Here is a 19,412-nt window from a genome sequence, read left to right as displayed (position 1 = left end):
TAATGACGAAAAAAAGTTAGCTACCCATAATACGACGCGTCATCCAATAATGTTTTTTCCAATAACTATCATTTAAGTTTGAATAAATTACACCTTTTGATGTTGAAGCGTGTAAAAATTTGCCGTCTGCATAATAAATACCAACATGTAAACCACTACGGCTACGGCCTGTTTTAAAGAATACTAAGTCACCTGCTTTAGGGGTGTTTACCTTAACACCCAACCGAGCTTGCTCAGCAGCACTTCTTGGTAAGTTTTTTGAAAGTTTATTTTTGAAAAAGTTCATTACAAAACCTGAACAATCACTTCCAGCTAAAGTCGTACCACCATAACGGTATGGCGTGTTTTGCCATTTTTTATAGTGAGATTCTATTTTAGCTAACATGGTTAAATTAGGACTGGGTTTAGTTTTCTTAATAGAAACTTGACGTTGGGTAGTACTACAACCAAACAACATGAAAATAGAAAAAAACAATATAGTTATTAAAAAACGTTTTTTCACGTTAGTACAGTTGCCGAGCAACGTCCCTAATAGTTGATTGTCTTTTTTTATCATTTCTTTTTGTTCCTTTATTTAACGTTGACCAATACGAATAACGCCTAGCCAATTTTAAGCTTTTAGGCAACACGCCTTTTTCCCATTCAGTTTTATCTATTTTAGATAATCTAACTGGGCTAGTATCCGCATGGCTACGATGATTCAAACTTTCTTTAAGGCGAATTAACCGCAAAGAAAGAAAACAAATAATAACATCATCAACACTTAACTTTCTATATCCAGAAAGCTGATACCGAACTCTAGAACCATAATGTTTTGCAGTCTGCATTAAACTACCAACTGCGGCACCAATTAGCGCAGCTGAGCCAAGTGAGATGCCTCCGGTCGCTAAATCAATACTAGCACCAATTGTCGCACCCTGAACAAAGCCTTTAGTCAAATGAGTACCCATCATTTTTAGAGCATCAATATTAAATAGGTCAGCATTATAACGACCTTTTATTAAAGGTAGATTCTCTTCACTTTCTTGAGTTGAATCAAATTGATACAATTTTAATAATTCATTGATCGCTATTTGTTCTCGCTTTCTAACTTTATCTTGCATATCAGCAATTGCTTGCACATCTTCTGATTTAGCCATTTCATAAAAGGCTGTAACATCAACAAGTGTTTCGGCAATAATCAGATTAGCGGTTTGATTTCGAGAATTACGAGTTTGTGCGATTTTATCTAGCCAGCTATCTAATATACCTTTAGCAGGCTCAACCAGTAAGGCAAGGCTATGATATAAACGTTCTTCACCATCCAAAGGAGGAAATATAGCGTCAAATCTAATAATAGCATGAATCCCAATGCGCGATAGTAATCTTTTCCATTCCTTTTCATTTTGGTTGCTATCTGCAGTAAAATTTAAAACAGCTAATATGGGTTTATCACTATTGGCTAAAATAGCTAATTCATCGTGATACTTTGCCAATACTGGCTCTCGTACATCTATCACATAGATAGCCGCATCACTATTTAGCAGTTGCTTGATGACTTTAGCTTCTTGATTAAATACGTTTTCAGACTCTGGGCTTTGTAAAAAAAGTGTTAACTTATCGACACCATCAAGTTTTGCATCAGTAGGAACTAATTGGTTAATATAATCATAAAGTGCTAAACTGTCTTCTAATCCTGGGGTATCATAAAAAATTATTGATTTATTATGCTCAAGTGGCAATGTTATTGATTCAACGTGTCTTGTAGTGCCAGGGCTATCAGATACATTTCCAAAATGACTATTACGAATTAAGGTGCGTAATAAAGATGTTTTGCCGACATTGGCATGACCTACCACTGCTAATTTTAATGTTGATAGCATTTTAGAGTGCCTCGCTTAGCCAGTCAGGTTGAGCCAACTGTAAAGATAATAATTGCCAATTATGATACTGTTTACCTTGATTAATAAACCAAATACGAGTCTGCTGAGATTTATTAATCAGTTGATTAATAAAATTCAATACTCCCCTATCTGGTGCTCTATCGGTATCAACCGCAATTAATAATTTTTGAGCTGGCGTTAATTGCAAATAATCTAGAATATTACTACGCTGTTCACGGGTATTTAAAAAACCTAAAAATGAGACAGATTCAGGGTAATGCCAACTTTCTTGCACATCAATGGCAACCAAAAAATTACCTTCACCAGCTTCAATTGAATGTGTTGAAAAATGCCACTGGTGACTATTGTGAGCTAATTTATCAGCATCTTCAATATTCACAAATAATGACTGTAACCGATTTGCTAATATTTGATAATCAGGATGAGAAATATTTAGCTGAATTCGACGACAACTAATAAGCCAATTAACACCACAAAACACCATACACAAAAACCGCAGCATTAATCCATAAACAATAAATACACCTAACAGCCAAATAGCCCACGATGATCGAATTTCACCAGCGCTTAACGCATGTTCACTTAGTTTAATAATTTCGTCTTTAGGAATCTCAAAACCAAGTAATGATGGTAAATAGCCCAAATAGTGCGTTAAATCAATAATCGTATCAGAACTGAGCAAAGTAGTTTGCCATTCAAAACTATAATGTTTGGTTGAAAACAACACAACTAAAACTAATAATGCACAACTTAAAATCACAGCCCAAAACAGGTTAAGCACAAATCCAATAAGCCAACGAATACGAGAGCCAAATAGTTCAACAAATGCAGGGATCAGTTGTTGCACTGTCTTTTTTTGAGAAAGCTTTTTAGCCAACCATAACCAACAATGAATCAACAAGCTACCACCAAAATTGGAAAAGAGGAAAAACGAGCCAAGCCAAATAGTTAGTGTAATTAAATGAACTCCTAATAAACTAAAAAGCGCCCAATACAAATTGATAGGGTTTTGACTTAACGCCCCCAATGCTAATGAACCACCTAAAAAAACAGATAGTAACAGCAATAATGCAAAAGACAACTTTACCGATCGCAAAAGTACTTTTTGCGCCAAATACAATCCATTTTGTTTAGACAACATGATTGCACGCATCACAATTCGATCTGAAAGCGATATCTGTTCTGCCCTTACTTGTCGGTTGATATCTTGATCAGCAAACTGCCCAGATTCTGTTTCAATTAAATGGATCGTTTCGGTCAACCAGAGTGATTTTAGCTTTTGTCGCATTAGACTTAATCTTCAACATTATAATAAATAAAATATAAAAGAAACGCGACATAAGTCGCGTTCAAAAAGTCGAATCAATTATTGTGTAATTTCACCAATTTTACTTAATAAAGTTTGAATACGTTGTTGCCATACTTGCTGATCTTGTTTTAGCTTTTCGTTTTCGTCACGTAGTGCTTTCATTTCATCTGAACTATCATTAATTAATTGCTCTAACTCTTGATTGCCTTTTTTTAAGGTTGCAATTTCTTGTTGTAATGTATTGATAGTATTTATAGTATGTTGGATTCGACTTTCTAATTGATTTAGTATTTCTAATGACATATTTTTCCTCAAGCTCAAATTATTTGGTGTATAATGCTAACCATTATACCGAATTCATTCTAAAATCAACACCTTTTTAAATCTTAAGTTGGAGAAAATTATGCGAAAACCTCTCGTTATGGGTAACTGGAAATTAAATGGTAGTTTGGATATGGCTAAAAGCTTAGTCGCAGGACTAAAAAGTGAGCTATCAAACGACACAGCATGTGATATTGCAATTGCACCACCTGTTGTATACCTTGATTTTGTAAAACACCAATTAGGTGGATCTAATATTATTTTAGGAGCACAAGATGTTGGTATTAATTTATCAGGTGCTTTTACTGGCGAAGTATCAGTTAACATGTTAAAAGAAATTGGCGTGACTCATATTATTATTGGACATTCTGAACGCCGAACTTATCACAAAGAATCTGATGAATTTATTGCAAAAAAATTTGGTGTAATTAAAGAAGCTGGTTTAGTGCCTGTATTATGTATTGGCGAAACCGAAGCAGAAAACGAAGCTGGTCAAACACAAGCTGTTTGCGCACGCCAAATTGATGCAGTAATAAAAACGCTTGGTGTTCAAGCATTTAACGGTGCGGTTATTGCTTATGAACCAATCTGGGCTATTGGAACTGGCAAATCTGCAACTCCTGCACAAGCACAAGCTGTTCATAAATTCATTCGTGACCATATTGCTAAACAAGATGCAAAAGTAGCACAACAAGTAACCATCCAATATGGTGGTTCAGTTAATGATAAAAATGCTGCAGAACTATTTACTCAACCCGACATTGATGGCGCATTAGTTGGTGGTGCATCGTTAAAAGCTGACGCTTTTGCAGCAATTGTTAAAGCGGCTGAACAAGCTAAAAAATAACACTTAAATGTGTCGAATGACAAAATAAAAAGACGCTTAATATAGCGTCTTTTTATTATTTAACTTTATATCATTTTTTAGCTTTAGACGGATAACGTGAAGGCCAAATTTTTTCGACAGGTACTTGTAAATAATCAGAAATAATCCGTTCATACTTAGGACAATGGCGATATAATGCGTTTCTTAAAGTATCAGCCTGCAAACCACTAGCTCTAGACAATGCTCTTAAATTTCCGCCTCTAATTTTAATTTCGCCTACAACTCTAGATGGTGCCCAGTCTTGATCTTGCTCTCTCATTATGAGATCCTCTATTAGTTATATTCTTACTATTGTAAAGATTATCGGTAATACAATGTTTAAAAGGATATTAATTTATATAGAACAGAATAACACAGAAAAAGACGAATTAAAACAACAAAAACAATAAAAAAATGGAATAGAGGAAAATATGATCGAAAATAAAATAAAAAAACAAATAGAAAACGAAAAAACACGAACTTTAACTAATACAGGAGTTATTAATTTTAAAAATCGATTAAGCCTAGTGTTAGAAGGTCTTTCAGGTAATGCCTTTGCTAAAAAAGTTGGCATGTCAGAAGCAGTAATAAGAGATTACTTATCAGGCAAAACCTACCCATCACTAAGTAGATTAGCCATCATAGCCCAAAAATGTAATGTTCCTATTGAATGGTTAGTAACAGGAAAAGGAAAATGTAGATTATTATCTGATTCAGATACTCAAGATTCAGTATATATTCCATTCCACCATTTAAATAATATGATAAAATCTTACTCAAAAATCGAATCAATCCCATTTGATATTAACTTAGTAAAGCATCAAGGCTGTAATTACGAAGACTTAGTCGCCGTATGGGCAAAAGGTGATAGCATGGAGCCTACAATATCAAATCATGATATTCTTATTATTGATAAAGCACATTACAAACCGATTGATGGCTATTTGTATGCTGTTGAATATGAGGATCAAATCAGTATTAAACGCATTCAAAATCAAGGAGCAAACTTAGCATTACTTTGCGATAATCCTAAGTACCCAACAATTATTAAGGATAAGCATGAGCCACAAGAATTTAAAATTATTGGGCATGTCGTTTATCTTCTAAAAGATCTTAACTAAAACCCATTTAAGCTTGGGCTAATTACAGCTTTATCAGCTTCGACTGGTAAGGCTGTTTTAATTTATTGAACTCCCGTTTTTTCTATGAATACCAAAGTAAAAAAATGTAAAAAAGTTTCAGGTAACTATATGTTTAAGTATAAAATAAATGTAAAGCTATTATAAAAAATAAATTAACTTAACAATCGTTGTCAGCATAACTTTATGCTTTTTTCACTAGTTATGTTAAAATTAGCATTAAATTTTTTATTAGTTTTACCTATTAATATAATATTATGCTAAATATAAACACTCGAAAAAAAGTCGTTGTCGGAATGTCTGGTGGCGTTGATTCTTCTGTCTCTGCTTATTTATTACAACAACAAGGATACGATGTTGTTGGGTTATTTATGAAAAATTGGGAAGAAGACGACACAGAAGAATATTGCTCTGCCGCCGTTGACTTAGCCGATGCGCAAGCAGTTTGTGATAAGTTAAATATTAAATTACACACAGTTAATTTTGCTGCCGAATATTGGGACAACGTGTTTGAGCACTTTTTATCGGAATACAAAGCAGGTCGAACGCCAAATCCTGATATTTTATGTAATAAAGAAATAAAATTTAAAGCTTTCTTAGAATATGCGGCCGAAGATCTTGGCGCAGACTTTATTGCCACAGGACATTACGTCCGTAAACGCCAAACAGGCGATAAAGTAGAATTATTACGAGGGATCGACAATAACAAAGATCAAAGCTACTTTCTTTACACCCTTAGCGAAGCACAAGTAAACCAAAGCTTATTTCCAGTTGGTGAACTCGAAAAACCAGAAGTGCGAAAAATTGCACAACAGCTTGGTTTAGCAACCGCAGCTAAAAAAGACTCAACTGGCATCTGCTTTATTGGTGAACGTAAATTTAGTGACTTTTTAGCACGATATTTACCCGCTCAAGCAGGTAACATTCGTACCGTTGATGGTGAAGTTATCGGCCAGCATCAAGGTTTAATGTATCACACATTAGGACAACGCAAAGGGCTTGGTATCGGTGGCTTAAAACAAGCTGATGACGCACCATGGTATGTTGTTGACAAAGATCTTACCAATAACGAATTGATTGTGGTACAAGGCCATGATCATCCTGCACTCCTTTCTGAAGGATTAATTGCTCAACAACTTCATTGGGTTGATCGTAAAGTGGTAACAAAACCGTTTAGCTGTACTGTAAAAACACGTTATCGTCAACAAGACATAGCCTGCCAAGTCATACCATTAACCGATGACAATATTAAAGTCATATTTAATAACCCTGTTGTAGCTGTTACACCAGGTCAATCTGCTGTCTTTTATAAGGATGAAGTATGTCTTGGTGGTGGTATTATAGAAGAACGAATTACAAGCAGTAAGGAAGACTAACGTGAATAATAAATACCACCATATTGCTATTGCCCTCGCTGGTGCGACACAAAGTGCAATACTGGTGCCACAACTTGCTAACACAGGCGTTTGTAATGTTACACTTTATGAACAAGCAATAAAAAGTTTGTTTAAAACCTTACCAAAAACAACGGATGATGTTTATGATGGTATTAAGAATATCAAAACAGGATTACAAACAGTAATACAATTATTATTATCAGGACAAAAAGAACAAGTCCAAATTATTCGTTACCTGTTTGGTACAATTGGCATTACTAACAAATTATTAAAAAATGATGACGCATTAGATAAGATTGACCAACGATTAAAACGCATTTCAGGACTTTATCTAGATATAAATGATGAAACTGTTAATACTAATATTAATGATCTGTCCTATTCATTAGCGGGAATTTATTCTGATCTCATCAGCCCAATATCAACTAGAATAAAAGTTGTTGGCAAAATCGAATTTTTACAAAACACATTGGTACAAGCAAAAGTAAGAACAGCCCTTTTAGGATGTGTTCGATCGACTATTTTATGGTATCAAGTTGGTGGACATCGTTTTCAGTTTCTTTTTTGCCGTAAACGCATTTGCAAAGCAGCACAAGAACTATTAGACCAAATTAATTGCGCAAACTAATTTGCACTTTATAACTGATATTTCAAATATTGTAACGGAGTAAAACCGATGGAATTATCTGCACTCACTGCCCTTTCGCCAATTGACGGGCGTTATGGTGAAAAAACCACAGAGTTACGCACCATTTTTAGCGAATATGGTTTATTAAAATACCGTGTTCAGGTCGAGGTTTGTTGGCTACAAAAATTAGCTTCACAAGCAGATATTTTAGAGGTTCCCACATTAAGTCAATCAGCTATTAATCATCTTAATCAAATTGTAGACCAATTTAGTGAGCAAGATGCAAATCGCATTAAAGAAATCGAAAGAACCACTAATCACGATGTTAAAGCTGTAGAATATTTTCTAAAAGAGAAAGTGAGCACTCATGAAGAATTACACGCCATTAATGAGTTTATCCATTTTGCCTGCACATCAGAAGACATTAACAACTTATCTTATGCGTTAATGTTAAAAACAGCTCGAGAAGCTGTCTTAGTGCCATATTGGAATAAACTCATTGATAAAATCACCTCACAAGCTATCGCTTATCGTGATTTACCGCTACTTTCAAGAACACATGGTCAACCCGCTACGCCATCAACCATAGGTAAAGAGTTTGCTAATGTAGCCTACCGCTTAAAGCGCCAATTAAAACAACTAAAATCGGTTGAAATACTAGGTAAGATTAATGGTGCAACAGGTAATTATAATGCACATATGGTTGCTTATCCGCAAGTGAACTGGCATAAATTTAGTGAGAATTTTGTTAACTCGCTAGGACTAAAATGGAATCCTTATACCACCCAAATAGAACCGCATGACTATATTGCCGAATTCTTTGATTGTGTAGCACGCTTTAATACCATAATGATAGACTTTGATCGAGATATTTGGGGATATATTTCACTAAATCACTTTAAACAAAAAACTATTGCTGGCGAGATTGGATCTTCAACTATGCCGCACAAAGTTAATCCTATCGACTTCGAAAATTCAGAAGGCAACTTAGGGATTGCCAACGCAATCATGAACCATTTAGGTAGCAAATTACCGATTTCCCGCTGGCAGCGCGATTTAACTGATTCTACAGTGTTGCGTAATCTAGGTGTAGGTATTAGTTATGCCATTATAGCTTATCAATCAACCCTAAAAGGATTAAACAAACTCGAAGTCAACCAAGACCACTTACTTGAAGAACTTAATCGCAACTGGGAAGTATTAGCCGAGCCAATTCAAACAGTAATGCGCCGTTATGGTATCGAAAAACCTTACGAAAAATTGAAAGAATTAACTCGAGGCAAACGAGTTGATGCAAAAGGCATGCAAGAATTCATTGACTCATTAAATCTACCCGAAAGTGAAAAAACACGACTAAAACAGTTAACACCAGCTAACTATATTGGTTATGCCGTTAGCTTTGTTGACAATTTAGAATAACAACTTAAAGTCAATATTGCCTGATACAGTCACACTATATCAGGCAATATTGACTTTCAGGTGATCATATTAATCACACTAGTGTAGAAATTACTCATTAAATATAAATCACCTAAACAAAAAATAGGGAAATTAATTGAACATTCGCATTGCAACTCGTAAAAGCCCATTAGCGCTATGGCAAGCAAATTTTGTTAAGCAACAAATTTTAACTAATCACCCAAATTTGACAGTGGAATTAATTCCCATGGTAACTAAAGGTGATGTATTGCTAGACAGCCCTTTATCGAAAATTGGTGGTAAAGGTCTTTTTGTAAAACAACTAGAACAAGCAATATTAAATAACGAAGCGGATATTGCTGTCCATTCAATAAAAGACATCCCTGCTGAGTTTCCTGAAGGATTAACATTAGCCACAATTTGCAAGCGAGATGATGTACGTGATAGCTTCATTTCAAATAAATATTCAAATATAGATGAGCTACCCAATGGTGCAATAATTGGTACATCAAGTTTACGACGTCAATGCCAATTACGAGCAAAATATCCCCATTTACAAATTAAAGATCTTCGTGGCAATGTCGGCACTCGTTTAGCTAAACTGGATAATCAACAATACGATGCCATCATCCTAGCCTCAGCGGGTTTAAAGCGTTTAGCATTAGAAGACAGAATCAAACAATATATTGATACTAACTTAATTTTACCTGCTGTCGGACAAGGTGCTATTGGTATTGAAACTCGATCAGATGATAAACAAATATTAGAGATTCTTTCAGTGCTTGATGACAAACATAGCCGAGTTTGTATTGAAGCAGAAAGAGCAATGAATAAAGCCTTACAAGGCGGATGCCAAGTGCCCATTGCTTGTTATAGCCAATTAAATAACAATATTTTGTCATTACAAGGCCTTGTTGGACGCATTGACGGTTCTAAAATAATCAAAGGGACATTAGAAGGTAGTATAACTGAAGCCGAAAAGTTAGGACAAGAATTAGCAAAACGCTTATTAGATCAAGGTGCGAAAGCAATATTAAAGGAATTAAATGGCGAATGATTTATGTAACAAGACCCTCTCCAGAGGGTGAAAACCTTACCCAACTATTTGCTCAAGCAAACTTGCCAGTACAACATCTTCCCTTTTTTACTATTTCACAAGGCAATGACCTACTAAATTTACAACAACAACTGAATAAACTTTTACCTAACGATATTGTGATCGTTGTTTCACCACAAGTTACACACGTCATTAAAACCTATATTGACAATCTAATATTACCAACGAATATTCGGTATTACGCAATAGGTAAAAAGTCAGCACAATTATTTAACCAACTCACGACAACTAAAGTAAATTATCCAGAACAAGAAAACAGTGAAGGATTATTGATAAAACTACAACAAGAATCTGTACAAAATCATACTGTTTTAATTTTATGCGGTAATTCAGGTCGGCAATTATTAGCTCAAACACTAACAAATCGAAAAGCCAAGGTAAAACCAATAACGTGTTACTGTCGTAAACCAATCACCTATCCGCCAAAGATATTATCTAGTAATATTGAAAACCAAATCATCATTATCACTAGTCTAGAACACTTAATCCAGCTTGAGTTATATATCAATCTTGAACATAAAATGCTTGCTAATCTTGTAGTAACAAGCCAACGAATTTTTGCAAAAGCAAAACAACTTAATTGGCAAAAAATCCTACTGGTTAATAGCGCAAATAATCAAAATATTTTTAAAACGGTAATGATAAATTATACTATAGCCGATAATATAAATAATCTATGATACTTGCTTATTAAGACAATAATTAAAATTTATTTAAAACAATGTTAACTCTATGTCATAATGCCAACATAAATTTCTAGAAATCTAAATGAGGTTATTTATGCCGCCAAAATATTACGGTGCCAATGCAACACTTTCAACAATAAACACAACTTCGTTTAGTCAAATAACGATAACAGCGGTTCAAAATGAAGCGAATAACACTATGAAAGAAGATAAAAAAAAACAAACAACCACTCAATCCAATCCATCAATGGAGTCTAAAACCCAACCTAAAAACAGTATTAGCGGTAACACTAAGAACACCAGCAAATCACCTGTTTCAAAATTATCAATAATTGCTATAGCATTAACCGTTTGCTTAGGTGGTTTGGGGCTTTATTATGGTCAACAGGAAATTAAAAAACAAAAAAAAACCATCTCAATATTACAAACTGAACTGGCCAATTTAAAACAAACAACCAAGCAGAGTATAACAAATGATTTACAAAGTAGTATTACCGACGCAGTTAATAAACAAAATCAGCAATTCAATTCACTAGAACAGCGTATTGATCGTAAACTGAGTGAGCAACAACAGCTACAGCAACAATTAACAACTCAAATCAATGATTCACAAAAATTGACAGAACAAAGCTTACAAAATATCAATGAACGCTTAGCGGCAATGTCAACAAGTGATCACAATGTTTGGTTAATTTCACAAGCCAATTACTTAGTACATTTAGCTGGTCGTAAAATTTGGAGTGACCAAGACTACACATCCGCACGATTACTACTAAAAAGTGCCGACGAAAGCCTAACCCAAGCTGATGACCCAAGCCTATTGCCTGCAAGACAAGCAATTAGTAAAGATATTAATTCACTTGCTCAAGTAAGCTTTACTGATACCGATGGCATTATTATGAATTTAATCGGTTTATCAGAATCGCTTACCGAATTACCTTTAGTAGGTAATTATAAAGATATCGATCTTGGCATGACAAAATATGCCGAAGATACTACAAACACACCACAAATAAACATTAACAATATAGCTAATGATAATAATAGTGAAGTATCATCATCGGTTAACGATTGGTCTGATAATTTATTAAGCAGTACTAAGACTTTTATGGATAAATTTATAACCATAGAAAAACTTGATGACAAAGAGACCAACTTTAAGGCTTGCTTAGAACAAGCAGGACAAGACGAAAAACAAATCGTCAAATGCCAAATATTAAAAGCACCACTGAATTTGGAACAGTCGCTTTACCTACGTGAAAACATCCGCTTCCGTTTATTGATTGCAGCGCAAGCCGTACCAAGACATCAAGAACTTATTTACCAACGTGCACTAAATGAAACCGCAATTTGGGTTAATGCTTATTTTGATGGGAATGCTCCAAGCGTTAAAGCATTTATTAATGAACTTGAGAATTTGCAAAATCAATCAATCAGCAATCAAAATGTGCCTGAAAGCCTAACTAGCATTGGCGAACTTGAAAAACTAATGCAAACCCGCGTTCGCTCAATGTTGTCAAAATAGGAGAATAATAATGATAAAAATACTAATTATTTTCTTAGTACTAGTGGGTGGATTCTTTTTGGGACCATTATTACAAGGGCACCAAGGTTCAGCGGTATTTGAATTTGCCAAATATCGTGTCAGCATGTCATTTAATTCATTTATGATACTTGAATTAGTTGGTCTACTTTGCCTTTATTTAATTTACTGTTTGTTGAATAAAATTTTTAATTCTAAAACAGCATTAGGCAATTGGCTACGCTTAAAGTCGCCCAAAAAATCGATAAAACGTGTTGAACAAGCGCAAATGTTATTACTTGAAGGTGATTATAAGCAAGCTGCTAAACTATTTATCAAAAGTGCCAAAGGGGCAAAAAATACCACCTTATCATATTTACTTGCAGCACAAGCTCAAATTGATAATGATGAATTAATCCCGGCTAATCAGTCGCTAGAACAAGCCGCTAAAAGTTGCCAACCTAATGAATTATTTGCCTTTCAGCTAGTACAAATTAGATTGCAACTAAAAAACCACGAATACACAACTGCACGCATCACATTAGATCAGCTACTAAACGAAAAGCCTCGCAATGCTGAAGTACTTAGATTAGCAGATCAACTTTATTATGAAATGGGTGATTATCAAGCGATTATTGACCTATTGCCTGCAATGTACAAAGCTAAAGTGTACAGCGAATCGCAACTAGATCAGTTTAAACAAGCAGCCTATATTGGTCGAATTAAGCAATTATCGACTAATAGTGATGCACAAACACTAGTAAAATGGTGGAATGAACAACCAAGAGCCATTTTAAATAATATGGCTTATCAAAAAGCGATGGCTAATTATCTAACTCAACTAGGCCAAGCTAACGAAGCTGAAAAGATATTAAAATCGATTAGTAAACTTGAACAAAAAGAAAGAACATAAAAAAGAATATAACAAGAAAAACAGGGCAATTGCCCTGTTTTTGTTTGAACTCAAAATAATGATTATTGCCCAAATAGCCATTGAAAATAATGGCTAAAAATTCAGCTATTGATTGACACAAATCAAATCATAAAATAGCGAATTAACGCCATAAAGCACATACCAGTAACAACAATACACATCAGATTCTTAGTCAAAAAGGCTACAATTGCGGTTGGAATTGTCGCTAAGCAATATTCCATATTAAAATCTGGAAAATGTCCCTCCTTTGCCACAAATAAATTTTGCACAAATAGCGCTGTTAAAATACATAAAGGTACATATGACAAGAATTGAGTCACCACATTCGGTAACTGAAACTTGCGAACTAATATAAATGGAATCACTCTTGGCAACCAAGTTACTAACCCGCAACCTAAAATAATCAATAAACTATAAGTTGTCATGCTTTTTCTCCATCGCCATACCCATAAAACAACCGCCAAATGTACTGATTAAAATAGCCATTTCAGGTGATACAAAACGCATTAATAATATTAGCAAAACAGCAACGGCTAACATAGCTAAAAGCCGATTTTTAAGACTTTTGCTATTATCGCTAATCAATTGCAAATAGAGCAAACCAATAAACATGGCGACTAAAGCATAATCTAGACCAAATTGTGTAGGATCAGGCAACCACTCTCCGATTAAAGCACCAATAAAACAAGACAAAATCCAATTAATATAAGCAGTTAAATTAAGGTCATGCATCCAAGCAGCATTAACTGGCACTTTATTTGTAATCGCATTTATTGCCACGGCAAAACTTTCGTCGGTCAATAAACTACCGATACCAATATTATTTAACAACGAGAATTTTCGAAAAGCGGGGGCTGTTGCCATACTCATTAGAAAATGACGTGAATTAACTAAAAAAACAGTAAAAATAATTGCCGAAATAGGCGTAGCTGCTATCATTAATCCAGCAATAATAAATTGCGCAGCGCCTGCATAAACAATAATAGCCAGTAATGTAATTTCAAGTACCGATAAATTTGCCGATTTGCCCACAATACCAGCAGCAATACCAATACCGATATACCCTAATAGTGTTGGGATACAAGCATAAGCTCCATCTTTAAATGATAATGGCATAGATATTCCTTAATAATAACAATACCCTATAGATTAATATTGCCTATATTGCAAATACATATTAAAACTGACTATTTAAATCTATTTTGACTAAAAAACAATTTAAGTAACTTAATTTACAATAAGCCATAATATATTGCCGAATTTTGCTATAATATCGTTTAACTAATATTGATGACAATTAAAATAACTTAATAACAATTAACGTGACAAATATATCTATGTATACAGGAACTCTATTTATCATTTCTGCACCAAGTGGTGCTGGCAAATCAAGTCTAATTCAAGCTTATCTAGCTCAAAAAAAACAATATCAAGCTAAAGTATCAATTTCGCATACTACGCGCGATCCTCGCCCAGGAGAAGCGCATGGTGAACACTATTACTTTGTGGATCACAAACACTTTGAATCCTTAATTGATCAACAAGCATTTGTCGAATATGCCAACGTATTTGACCACTATTACGGCACATCTAAAGCCGAAATAGAACAAAGCCTATCACAAGGAATTAATGTTTTTTTGGATATTGATTGGCAAGGTGCAAGGCAAGTACGTGAAAAAATGCCACAAGCAAAAAGCATATTTATACTACCACCTTCGCTTAAAGAGCTTGAAAACCGCCTAGTTAAACGAGGGCAAGATGACAACAATGTAATTGCCAAAAGAATGCAAAAAGCCCGAGCTGAAATTTCGCATTATAACGAATATGACTATGTCATTATTAACGATGATTTTGACACCTCACTAAATGCCTTAAATGCCATTATTACCACAGCCAGCCTTGAGCAATCCAAACAAGCTATCACCAATAGGCAATTATTAGTAGATTTGCTAGAGGAATAATTCGAAATAAGATGAAAAAATATCGCCAAAAAAGTGGCGATATTTTTATGGAATAAATTAATTACCTAACGCTTTATCAGCTTGATCGTTTTGGATCAACTCTAACTTATAACCATCAGGATCCTCAACAAAAGCAATAATGGTTGAGCCACCTTTTACAGGCCCTGCTTCGCGCGTTACCTTGCCTCCAGCTTGTTTGACGTCATTACTCATTTTAGCAACATCATCAACACCAATAGCTATATGACCAAATGCCGAACCGTGCTCGTATTTATCGGTACCCCAATTATAAGTTAACTCAATAACTGAGCTAGTTGTTTCATCACCATAACCAACAAATGCAAGTGAATATTTATATTCAGTATTTTCACTGGTTCTTAACACCCGCATTCCCATTACACGAGTATAAAAATCGATTGAGCGCTGTAGATCGCCAACTCGAATCATAGTATGTAATATACGCATTACTTTATTATCCCTTTATAACAATTAATAATTTGTTTGAGTTTATACGTTAGTATTCAGACAGGCAAATTTTTGTTAAAAACTGAGTGATTATAGGTAAAAGACAAACAACAAGAATTATCTTAATCAAATTATTAGCCAAAGCACTTCGCTCATCATCAAGATGAGCGAAAATTAGTTGTTATTTAAAGGCAATATGTCTAAAACTAATAAAATTAGGCATTATTTTTTTGCACTACTACCATAACGTGGTGATGCGCTAATTTGTTTACCATTAGTGACTAAACGAACAGCCTGACCAGCATAAAAATCGTTAGCCGAACCTTTTTGTACAAGAACAATATTAGATCCGTTTTCTTGCTTGATTTCTAACTCAACAGCACTAGCTTGGCTAGATTTATTTTGAATAGCATCCCCCAAAATTGCACCACCAATAGCTCCTGTTGCAGTAGCTAACACACGACCAGTACCATTACCAATAGTATTACCTAAAACGCCACCTATAACAGCGCCACCAAGACTACCTACTATACTTTCACTTTTACCATCTGATGCATTGGCTTGAATTTTAACAGGTCGTACTGAAACAACTGTACCATAACTTACTTGCTGAACCTGTTTTGCTTGATCCGCTGTATAAACATCGCCAGAATAAACATCACTATTGCTACATCCAGATAAAATTGCAGCTAAAATAGTTAATGTGACGATTTTTTTCATAATTCATTCCTCATATAATAATAGTATAAGCTTGTTATACACGGTTTAGAATAATATTTTTTTTTTTAAACAACAATACTATTTTCATTATTTTATCAATAGCCAATACAATTTATGCTTAAGTTAAGTTATACTCAGCACAAAAATTTATCAACTATGCAATGAATATATGAAACGGTTATTTTTTCTATTAACATTATCAGTTATGATAATTGCCTGTCATGATGCAAATCAAGCACCTACAACAACCGATAATGCTGCCATTAAACAGCCATCGAATGATTGTTTAGATAACAAATCAGCCCATGATTCGCATTTAGGCAAAATTCCTGCTTTAGGATGTCCCGTGAAATAATAAAATAGGCACAAGTAACATAATGAAAACTATCGAAATCGACGAAGAATTATACCAATTTATTGCTGGTCAAACTAAACACATTGGCGAAGATGCATCAAGTATATTACGACGTTTATTAAACATAAACCAATCTACATCGGCAAAAAAACAGACTATTGTACAAAAAGAGAATCATTATTCCCTTTTTAATAATTTATTAACTAGCGACACTTTCACGAACGAGAAATCCATTATTAGTCGCTTTATATTATTGCTTGGTGCGCTATATAACTATAATCCGGCCCTATTTGCCATTGCCGCAACATCCTTACATGGAAGCAAGCGACAATATTTAGCCAAAGATAAACAATTACTAGAAACATCAGGCAAAAATACCAAACCCCGAGAAATCATTGGCACACCTTATTGGGTTATCAGCAACACTAATACTGCCAGAAAATTATATATTATTGAATCAATAATGAGTGACATGGGTATATCTGAAACCATGATAAACCAAGTCACCAACGCATTTTTACCTTAATAGGTTAAATAAAAATAAAAAAGCTAAAAACGTGATATAAACTCAACAGATTCACGTTTTTAGCATATAAAATATTATTTTATGAAAGAGGAGTAAAAAATGGCCAAGCAAAGCCGCGCAGGAATGTTAGCTCAACCATCAGATCTTATCAACGTTGAAACATTACGCAATAACTATTACCAAATCCAACCTGATACGGATAATGCTAGCCAATTAGTCATTTTTGGTACATCAGGTCATCGCGGAAGCTCAAACAAAGGCACATTTAATGAAGCACATATATTAGCCGTTGCTCAAGCGATTGCCGAATACCGCAAAGCGAACAACATTACAGGCCCTTGCTTTATTGGTCAAGACACACATGCCTTATCAGAACTTGCCTTAAAATCAGTGCTTGAAGTTTTTGTTGCTAACGAGCAAACAGTGGTTATGGCTCGTGATTGGGGCTATACGCCAACGCCAGTCATTTCCCATGCTATTTTAACTTACAATCAAAACAAACAATCACAGCTATCAGACGGCATTGTCATCACTCCATCACATAATCCACCAGAAGATGGCGGAATAAAATACAACCCAACCAATGGCGGACCTGCAGATACTGACATCACCAAACAAATTGAAAACCGCGCTAACGAATTATTGAAAAACAAACTCAATGGTGTAAAACGTGTTAACTTAGGCAAGGCTCTAAATTCAAATTACATCCACACCAAAGAATACGAAACCGACTATATCAACGATCTTGAAAATATCTTAGATCTATCTCTTATCAAATCATCATCGCTCAAAATCGGTGTTGACCCATTGGGTGGTGCTGGTATTACCTATTGGCCACGCATTGCCGAAAAGTATGGTATCAACCTTAATATTGTGAATAACAAAGTCGATCCAACTTTCAGCTTTATGCATCTAGATCATGACGAAGTTATTCGTATGGACTGCTCAAGCCGTTGGGCTATGGCTGGGTTATTAAAATTAAAAGACCAATTTGATTTAGCCTTTGGTAATGATACCGACTTTGATCGTCATGGCATTGTGACACCAAAAGGGCTAATGAACCCAAATGCCTACCTTTCAACCTGTGTTAATTACTTGTTCCAAAACCGTCCACAATGGCACAAAGATATTGCTATTGGTAAAACATTAGTCACAAGCTCAATGATCGACCGAGTTGCAAATAGCTTAAACAAACAGTACTTAGAATATCCAGTTGGTTTTAAATGGTATGCCGATGGGCTTTACAATGGTAAACTTGGATTTGCTGGCGAAGAAAGTGCAGGCGCATCGTTTTTAAGAACAAACGGCAAAGTATGGGCAACCGACAAAGACGGCATTATTTTATGTCTGCTTGCTGCCGAAATGACGGCTAAACTAGGCAAAAACCCACAAGAACAGTACCAAGAACTCGAAGCTAAATTTGGTGTTTCTTATTATGGACGAATCCAAGCGCCAGCCTCGTTTAGTGAAAAACAAAAACTAGCCAAACTAGATGCCAACCAACTAACCACAGACAACTTAGCAGGTGAAAAAATTACTCAATGTTTAACCACTGCACCAGCTAACAACGCTGCAATTGGTGGGCTTAAAGTGATAACCAAAAACGGCTGGTTTGCTGCTCGCCCTTCAGGAACAGAAGATGCTTACAAAATTTATGCAGAAAGCTTTATAAGTAACGAGCATTTAAATACACTCCAACAAGAAGCCCAAGAAATTGTGGCAAAAGCGATTAAATAACCGAAAAAACAAACGCAATAAAAAACAGCAGCCAAGCAAATAGCTGCTGTTTTTTTACATAAGTCTTTTATTAGAAAGCTCCTAGATTACACCATGTAGTGCAATTCGTCTTAACTCCTTAGAATAAAAGGCGGCAGGGCTTTTAAACCAATGCACTTTTTAAATTTTACTTTAAATTTAGTTTAAATCTTCATCACCTTCCTGCACCATAAACCAACGTTGCCAGCCGGTAGTCTGATCCTCGCCAAAAAATGGACAAAAGTCGCCGCTATGATATAAACAAAAATCATAGGAGACAAATATCATGGTCAGAAAATTTAGCACCGAATAAAACCAGCCGTCTATAGCCCCACTCCGCGAAAAAGCTTGCACCTATGTGTCGCCGAAAAAACACATGACCTGACGACGGCGTGCCGCTATCTATGCCA

The 19,412-nt window shown here is 35.0% G+C and carries 23 protein-coding genes; 13 read left to right on the top strand and 10 right to left on the bottom strand.

Annotated features, from left to right (window positions below):
- Nucleotides 1-16: 16 nt before the first annotated feature.
- The 4 genes from A9G25_RS04795 to zapB form a co-directional block, all read right to left on the bottom strand.
- Nucleotides 17-556 carry a C40 family peptidase gene (locus A9G25_RS04795; RefSeq protein ID WP_080702319.1) on the bottom strand — a complete coding sequence of 180 codons (540 nt, stop codon included), beginning with the start codon at nt 554-556 and terminating at the stop codon, nt 17-19.
- Nucleotides 504-1,862, bottom strand: coding sequence for a DUF3482 domain-containing protein (locus A9G25_RS04790; RefSeq protein ID WP_065625963.1), 1,359 nt, complete (start codon nt 1,860-1,862; stop codon nt 504-506). The genes A9G25_RS04795 and A9G25_RS04790 overlap by 53 nt, the downstream gene beginning before the upstream one ends.
- Before the next feature lies 1 nt (nt 1,863).
- The gene (locus tag A9G25_RS04785; protein ID WP_065625962.1) at nt 1,864-3,171 is read right to left on the bottom strand and encodes a DUF2868 domain-containing protein; all 1,308 of its coding nucleotides are present in this window, start codon (nt 3,169-3,171) and stop codon (nt 1,864-1,866) included.
- Between the two features lie 78 nt (nt 3,172-3,249).
- Nucleotides 3,250-3,495: a cell division protein ZapB gene (gene zapB / locus A9G25_RS04780; RefSeq protein WP_065560759.1), complete on the bottom strand. Its 246-nt coding sequence runs from the start codon at nt 3,493-3,495 to the stop codon at nt 3,250-3,252.
- 100 nt (nt 3,496-3,595) lie between these two features.
- On the opposite strand from zapB, the gene tpiA reads away from it, so the two are divergent.
- Nucleotides 3,596-4,360 carry a triose-phosphate isomerase gene (gene tpiA / locus A9G25_RS04775; RefSeq protein WP_065625961.1) on the top strand — a complete coding sequence of 255 codons (765 nt, stop codon included), beginning with the start codon at nt 3,596-3,598 and terminating at the stop codon, nt 4,358-4,360.
- Nucleotides 4,361-4,430: 70 nt separating this feature from the next.
- On the opposite strand, the gene A9G25_RS04770 is transcribed toward tpiA, so the two are convergent.
- Nucleotides 4,431-4,658: a helix-turn-helix domain-containing protein gene (locus tag A9G25_RS04770; protein WP_065625960.1), complete on the bottom strand. Its 228-nt coding sequence runs from the start codon at nt 4,656-4,658 to the stop codon at nt 4,431-4,433.
- A 151-nt stretch (nt 4,659-4,809) separates the two neighbouring features.
- Here A9G25_RS04770 and A9G25_RS04765 point away from each other — a divergent pair, with 151 nt between their 5' ends.
- From A9G25_RS04765 to A9G25_RS04730, 8 genes are all read left to right on the top strand, one after another.
- On the top strand, nt 4,810-5,499 hold the full coding sequence (locus tag A9G25_RS04765; RefSeq protein WP_065625959.1) for a LexA family transcriptional regulator: 690 nt from the start codon (nt 4,810-4,812) through the stop codon (nt 5,497-5,499).
- Between the two features lie 275 nt (nt 5,500-5,774).
- On the top strand, nt 5,775-6,893 hold the full coding sequence (gene mnmA, locus A9G25_RS04760; RefSeq protein WP_065625958.1) for a tRNA 2-thiouridine(34) synthase MnmA: 1,119 nt from the start codon (nt 5,775-5,777) through the stop codon (nt 6,891-6,893).
- 1 nt (nt 6,894) lies between these two features.
- Nucleotides 6,895-7,542: a lysogenization protein HflD gene (locus tag A9G25_RS04755; RefSeq protein ID WP_065625957.1), complete on the top strand. Its 648-nt coding sequence runs from the start codon at nt 6,895-6,897 to the stop codon at nt 7,540-7,542.
- A 48-nt stretch (nt 7,543-7,590) separates the two neighbouring features.
- Nucleotides 7,591-8,961 carry an adenylosuccinate lyase gene (gene purB, locus A9G25_RS04750; protein WP_065625956.1) on the top strand — a complete coding sequence of 457 codons (1,371 nt, stop codon included), beginning with the start codon at nt 7,591-7,593 and terminating at the stop codon, nt 8,959-8,961.
- 136 nt (nt 8,962-9,097) lie between these two features.
- Complete coding sequence (hemC, locus tag A9G25_RS04745; protein WP_065625955.1) at nt 9,098-10,018, top strand: hydroxymethylbilane synthase; 921 nt, start codon at nt 9,098-9,100, stop codon at nt 10,016-10,018.
- Nucleotides 10,015-10,758 carry a uroporphyrinogen-III synthase gene (locus tag A9G25_RS04740; RefSeq protein WP_065625954.1) on the top strand — a complete coding sequence of 248 codons (744 nt, stop codon included), beginning with the start codon at nt 10,015-10,017 and terminating at the stop codon, nt 10,756-10,758. Before hemC ends, A9G25_RS04740 begins: the two co-directional genes overlap by 4 nt.
- 100 nt (nt 10,759-10,858) lie before the next feature.
- Nucleotides 10,859-12,289 carry a uroporphyrinogen-III C-methyltransferase gene (locus A9G25_RS04735; RefSeq protein WP_065625953.1) on the top strand — a complete coding sequence of 477 codons (1,431 nt, stop codon included), beginning with the start codon at nt 10,859-10,861 and terminating at the stop codon, nt 12,287-12,289.
- Nucleotides 12,290-12,299: 10 nt separating this feature from the next.
- Nucleotides 12,300-13,199: a heme biosynthesis HemY N-terminal domain-containing protein gene (locus tag A9G25_RS04730; protein WP_065625952.1), complete on the top strand. Its 900-nt coding sequence runs from the start codon at nt 12,300-12,302 to the stop codon at nt 13,197-13,199.
- A gap of 122 nt (nt 13,200-13,321) precedes the next feature.
- On the opposite strand, the gene A9G25_RS04725 is transcribed toward A9G25_RS04730, so the two are convergent.
- Nucleotides 13,322-13,645 (bottom strand): AzlD domain-containing protein, encoded by a 324-nt coding sequence (locus A9G25_RS04725; RefSeq protein WP_065625951.1) that lies wholly within the window; start codon nt 13,643-13,645, stop codon nt 13,322-13,324.
- A complete protein-coding gene (locus A9G25_RS04720) occupies nt 13,632-14,336 on the bottom strand; it encodes an AzlC family ABC transporter permease (RefSeq protein WP_065625950.1) in 705 nt (234 codons plus the stop codon). Before A9G25_RS04720 ends, A9G25_RS04725 begins: the two co-directional genes overlap by 14 nt.
- Nucleotides 14,337-14,557: 221 nt before the next feature.
- On the opposite strand from A9G25_RS04720, the gene gmk reads away from it, so the two are divergent.
- Nucleotides 14,558-15,181, top strand: a complete 624-nt coding sequence (gene gmk / locus A9G25_RS04715) for a guanylate kinase (protein WP_065625949.1) — start codon at nt 14,558-14,560, stop codon at nt 15,179-15,181.
- Nucleotides 15,182-15,238: 57 nt separating this feature from the next.
- Here the strand turns inward: gmk and gloA are convergent, their stop codons facing one another.
- Together gloA and A9G25_RS04705 are read right to left on the bottom strand one after the other, a co-directional pair.
- Nucleotides 15,239-15,646 carry a lactoylglutathione lyase gene (gene gloA / locus A9G25_RS04710; RefSeq protein WP_065625948.1) on the bottom strand — a complete coding sequence of 136 codons (408 nt, stop codon included), beginning with the start codon at nt 15,644-15,646 and terminating at the stop codon, nt 15,239-15,241.
- A 222-nt stretch (nt 15,647-15,868) separates the two neighbouring features.
- A complete protein-coding gene (locus A9G25_RS04705) occupies nt 15,869-16,369 on the bottom strand; it encodes a glycine zipper 2TM domain-containing protein (RefSeq protein ID WP_065625947.1) in 501 nt (166 codons plus the stop codon).
- A gap of 166 nt (nt 16,370-16,535) precedes the next feature.
- Here A9G25_RS04705 and A9G25_RS04700 point away from each other — a divergent pair, with 166 nt between their 5' ends.
- The 3 genes from A9G25_RS04700 to pgm all read left to right on the top strand — a co-directional run bounded on the left by A9G25_RS04700 (nt 16,536) and on the right by pgm (nt 18,984).
- A complete protein-coding gene (locus tag A9G25_RS04700; RefSeq protein WP_065625946.1) occupies nt 16,536-16,721 on the top strand; it encodes a hypothetical protein in 186 nt (61 codons plus the stop codon).
- Nucleotides 16,722-16,743: 22 nt separating this feature from the next.
- The gene (locus A9G25_RS04695) at nt 16,744-17,247 is read left to right on the top strand and encodes a hypothetical protein (RefSeq protein ID WP_065625945.1); all 504 of its coding nucleotides are present in this window, start codon (nt 16,744-16,746) and stop codon (nt 17,245-17,247) included.
- Nucleotides 17,248-17,346: 99 nt separating this feature from the next.
- On the top strand, nt 17,347-18,984 hold the full coding sequence (gene pgm / locus A9G25_RS04690; RefSeq protein WP_065625944.1) for a phosphoglucomutase (alpha-D-glucose-1,6-bisphosphate-dependent): 1,638 nt from the start codon (nt 17,347-17,349) through the stop codon (nt 18,982-18,984).
- Nucleotides 18,985-19,161: 177 nt separating this feature from the next.
- On the opposite strand, the gene A9G25_RS12790 is transcribed toward pgm, so the two are convergent.
- Nucleotides 19,162-19,308 (bottom strand): hypothetical protein, encoded by a 147-nt coding sequence (locus A9G25_RS12790; protein WP_176701074.1) that lies wholly within the window; start codon nt 19,306-19,308, stop codon nt 19,162-19,164.
- Between the last annotated feature and the right edge of the window lie 104 nt (nt 19,309-19,412).

Origin of the sequence: Gilliamella sp. Bif1-4 (assembly GCF_001690535.1) — a bacterium.
Taxonomy (GTDB): Bacteria; Pseudomonadota; Gammaproteobacteria; order Enterobacterales; family Orbaceae; genus Gilliamella; species Gilliamella bombi.
This window is presented reverse-complemented; position numbering and strand designations above follow the sequence as displayed.